3 protein-coding genes are annotated in these 4,220 nt (G+C 69.6%); 2 read left to right on the top strand and 1 reads right to left on the bottom strand.

The window, feature by feature from the left end; genetic code table 11:
• On the bottom strand, positions 1-297 hold a 297-nt coding region (locus FV229_RS25640; RefSeq protein WP_187275287.1), incomplete at its 3' end, for a nitrate- and nitrite sensing domain-containing protein.
• Between the two features lie 276 nt (positions 298-573).
• On the opposite strand from FV229_RS25640, the gene FV229_RS25635 reads away from it, so the two are divergent.
• Positions 574-825 (top strand): hypothetical protein, encoded by a 252-nt coding sequence (locus FV229_RS25635; protein WP_147754629.1) that lies wholly within the window; start codon positions 574-576, stop codon positions 823-825.
• 247 nt (positions 826-1,072) lie between these two features.
• Complete coding sequence (uvrA, locus tag FV229_RS25630; protein ID WP_246686103.1) at positions 1,073-4,207, top strand: excinuclease ABC subunit UvrA; 3,135 nt, start codon at positions 1,073-1,075, stop codon at positions 4,205-4,207.
• Positions 4,208-4,220: the final 13 nt, after the last annotated feature.

Below are 4,220 nucleotides of genomic sequence, written 5' to 3'. Positions count from 1 at the left end.
GGCCAGGCCCTGGCGGGCGGCGTCGGTGCGCGCGCGCTGGGCGACGAGCTCGGCCTTGAACTGCGTGCCCTTCGAGGCGAGGAACAGGCTGGAGCCGCCGCGCTCGCGCTGGCCCTCGTGGACGAAGGCGCTGATCCGCGAGGCGAGGCCGACCAGGTCCTCGACCTGGACCACTTCGGCGCGCTGCGCCATCCGGTCCGCGATCGCGACCCCGGCCACCGCGGCGAAGGCGAGGCAAGGTGCCAGCGCGACCGCCACGATGCGGCCGCGCAAGGACATCAGAACACCGGTCGTCATCCGCTTGCCAATCCTTCATTCGCACAAGGCTTTGACAAATGATAAAGCCGCAGGTGGTAAACAGGCGGTTGCAATCTAAGATCAGCTCGATATTTCAGCACACCAATCGATACAACCGCAGGCTTCCTCAGTCCGGCAGGCCGGTTTGGGACGGGCCGTCATGCTTTCCGGACGCCTGGGCAAGGTCGGCGACGGACGCCGGGTGCGGTGTCGTCCTACGGAGGAGTCGCTCGCGACCGCGCGACGGTTCCGGGTCCGTCCAACTCCGAGGCGATCATGACCCGTACCCTCCTCGCAGCGAGCCTGCTGATCGCCGGCCTCGCCGCCGCCCAAGCCCAGACCGGCGACATGAGCTGCGCCGACTATCTCAAGGCCGACGCGCAGGCGCAGGCCTCGCTCAGCCCCGCCGACAAGGCGATGATCGCCGCCGACCCCCAGGCCTCCGCGCTCGACGCCAAGATGCGCGCCTACTGCAAGGCCAACCCGAAGGCCTCCTCCTCCGAGGCGATGACGAAGGCGATGCAGTAAGCCGGGAAGCGGCCACGCCTCGGCGCCGGGCCCAGGCGGGCGTGGCGTGCGCGGCGGCGGCCCGGAACGGCTGGCGAGTTGCCCGCGTACGCGTTTCGTTCTAGCAGACGCGCAAGCATGCCGGGCCTGCGTCCCGCCCGCCGCACCTTGCCGAAGGCTTCGGACGGACGACATGACCCGGCGCGGCGGTCGCATTCGCGATCGCCGGATCCCGCCCGCGTCGACGCCTCGAAAGACCGCCCCCGCCATGGCCAAAGCCGTCGCCGCCAAGACGCCCGCCGGGAAGAACTCCGCCGGGAAGACGCCTGCCGGCAAGACTTCCGCAGCGAAGACTTCCGCAGCGACGACTTCCGCAGCGAAGCCCCCCGCAACCAAGGCGCCGGCGGCCGGGAAGCCCGCGAAGGCGAACCCGGCCGTCGAGGCCGAGGCCGGCATCGACGCGAAGCTCGAGCGCCTGTTCGACCGCGAGACGCCGGCCGAGCGCGACCGGCGGGTGATCTCGGTGCGCGGCGCGCGCGAGCACAACCTCAAGAACGTCGACCTGACGATCCCGCGCGACAAGCTCGTGGTGTTCACCGGGCTCTCGGGCTCGGGCAAGTCGTCGCTCGCCTTCGACACGATCTACGCCGAGGGGCAGCGCCGCTACGTCGAGTCGCTCTCGGCCTATGCGCGCCAGTTCCTGGAGATGATGTCCAAGCCCGACGTCGACCAGATCGACGGGCTCTCGCCGGCGATCTCGATCGAGCAGAAGACCACCTCGAAGAACCCGCGCTCCACCGTGGGGACCGTCACCGAGATCTACGACTACATGCGCCTGCTCTGGGCGCGCGTCGGCATTCCGTACTCGCCCGCCACCGGCCTGCCGATCGAGAGCCAGACGGTCCAGCAGATGGTCGACCGCGTCCTGGCGCTGCCCGAGAAGAGCCGGCTCTACCTGCTCGCGCCCGTCGTCCGCGGCCGCAAGGGCGAGTACCGCAAGGAGATCGCCGAGTTCCAGAAGAAGGGCTTCCAGCGCCTGCGGATCGACGGGGAGTACTACCCGATCGACGACGTGCCGAAGCTCGACAAGAAGCTCAAGCACGACATCGACGTGGTGGTCGACCGGATCGTGGTGCGGGCCGACATCGCCGCCCGGCTCGCCGATTCCTTCGAGACCGCGCTCGAGCTCGCCGACGGCATCGCCGACATCGAGTTCGCCGACGTGCCCGAGGGCGAGAGCAGAGAGAAGATCACGCTTTCGTCGCGCTTCGCCTGCCCGGTCTCGGGCTTCACCATCGCCGAGATCGAGCCGAGGCTGTTCTCCTTCAACAACCCGTTCGGCGCCTGCCCGACCTGCGGCGGCATCGGCCACGAGATGCGGATCGACGCCGAGCTGGTGATCTCCGACGAGGCGCTCACCCTCAAGCGCGGCGCCATCGGCCCCTGGGCCAAGTCCACCTCGCCCTATTACGGGCAGACGCTCGACGCGCTGGCCCGGCATTACGGCTTCAAGACCGACACGGCCTGGTCGCGGCTTCCCGAGGCGGCCCGCGCGATCATCCTCTACGGCTCGGGCAAGCAGACGATCCGCTTCGACTACGACGACGGCATGCGCAAGTACGCCGTCAACAAGCCGTTCGAGGGCGTGATCCCGAACCTGGAGCGCCGCTACAAGGAGACCGAGAGCGACGCCGCCCGTGACGAGATCTCGCGCTTCATGAGCGAGACCCCCTGCGCCGCCTGCGGCGGCAAGCGGCTGAAGGTCGAGGCGCTGGCCGTCAAGGTCGCGATGGAGGATGTCGGCGCGGTCACCGCGCTCTCGGTGAGCGAGGCCCACCGCTGGTTCTCGGAGCTGCCGGCCAGGCTCACCGCCAAGCAGAACGAGATCGCGGTGCGGATCCTGAAGGAGATCCGCGACCGCCTGTCCTTCCTCGTCGACGTCGGCCTCGAATACCTGACGCTGGCCCGCGGCTCGGGAACGCTGTCGGGCGGCGAGAGCCAGCGCATTCGGCTGGCCTCGCAGATCGGCTCGGGCCTCACCGGCGTGCTCTACGTGCTCGACGAGCCCTCGATCGGCCTGCACCAGCGCGACAACGAGCGCCTGCTCGGCACGCTGAAGCGGCTGCGCGACCTCGGCAACTCGGTGATCGTGGTCGAGCACGACGAGGACGCGATCCTCCAGGCCGACTACGTCGTCGACGTCGGGCCGGGCGCCGGCATCCACGGCGGCCGGATCATCGCGCAGGGCACGCCCGCGGAGGTGCTGGCGCATCCCGAATCGCTCACCGCCAAGTACCTCACCGGCGAGAAGTCCGTGCGGACCCCGACGGCGCGGCGCAAAGGGCGCAAGGGCAAGCTCGGCGTGTTCGGCGCCCGCGGCAACAACCTGAAGAACGTGGACATCGAGATTCCGCTCGGCACCTTCACCTGCGTCACCGGCGTCTCGGGCGGCGGCAAGTCCACGCTGATCATCGACACGCTCTACAAGGCGGTGGCCAAGCGCCTGAACGGCGCGCTGGAGCACCCGGCGCCGTTCGACCGGCTCGAAGGCCTGGAGCACCTCGACAAGGTCATCGACATCGACCAGTCGCCGATCGGGCGCACCCCGCGCTCGAACCCGGCGACCTATACCGGCGCCTTCACCCCGATCCGCGACTGGTTCGCCGGCCTGCCCGAGGCCAAGGCCCGCGGCTACCAGCCGGGGCGGTTCTCGTTCAACGTGCGCGGCGGCCGCTGCGAGGCGTGCTCGGGCGACGGCGTCATCAAGATCGAGATGCACTTCCTGCCCGACGTCTACGTCACCTGCGACGTGTGCAAGGGCAAGCGCTACGACCGCGAGACGCTGGAGGTGAAGTACCGCGCCAAGTCCATCGCCGACGTGCTCGACATGACCGTCGAGGAGGCCGCCGACCTGTTCAAGGCGGTGCCGACGATCCGCGAGAAGATGGAGACCCTGAAGCGCGTCGGGCTCGACTACGTCAGCGTCGGGCAGCAGGCCACCACCCTGTCGGGCGGCGAGGCGCAGCGGGTGAAGCTCTCCAAGGAGCTGTCGAAGCGCTCGACCGGGCGCACCCTCTACATCCTCGACGAGCCGACCACCGGCCTGCACTTCCACGACGTCGCCAAGCTGATGGAGGTGCTCCACGAGCTCGTCGACCAGGGCAACACCGTCGTGGTGATCGAGCACAACCTCGAGGTCATCAAGACCGCCGACTGGGTGATCGACATGGGGCCGGAGGGCGGCGACGGCGGCGGCGTGGTGGTGGCCGAAGGCACGCCCGAGCAGATCGCCGCGTCGAAGGCGAGCCATACCGGGCGCTTCCTGCGCGACGTGCTCGCCCGCCGCCCGGCCGGGAAGCCGCCGGCGTCCCGCGGGGCGGTCGCGCAGCCCGCCGCCGAGTAGGCGCGCCGTAAGC

This window comes from Methylobacterium sp. WL120 (assembly GCF_008039465.1).
Lineage (GTDB): Bacteria > Pseudomonadota > Alphaproteobacteria > Rhizobiales > Beijerinckiaceae > Methylobacterium > Methylobacterium cerastii.
The sequence above is the reverse complement of the archived record's forward strand: the minus strand, read 5'-3'. Positions and strand labels throughout refer to the sequence as shown.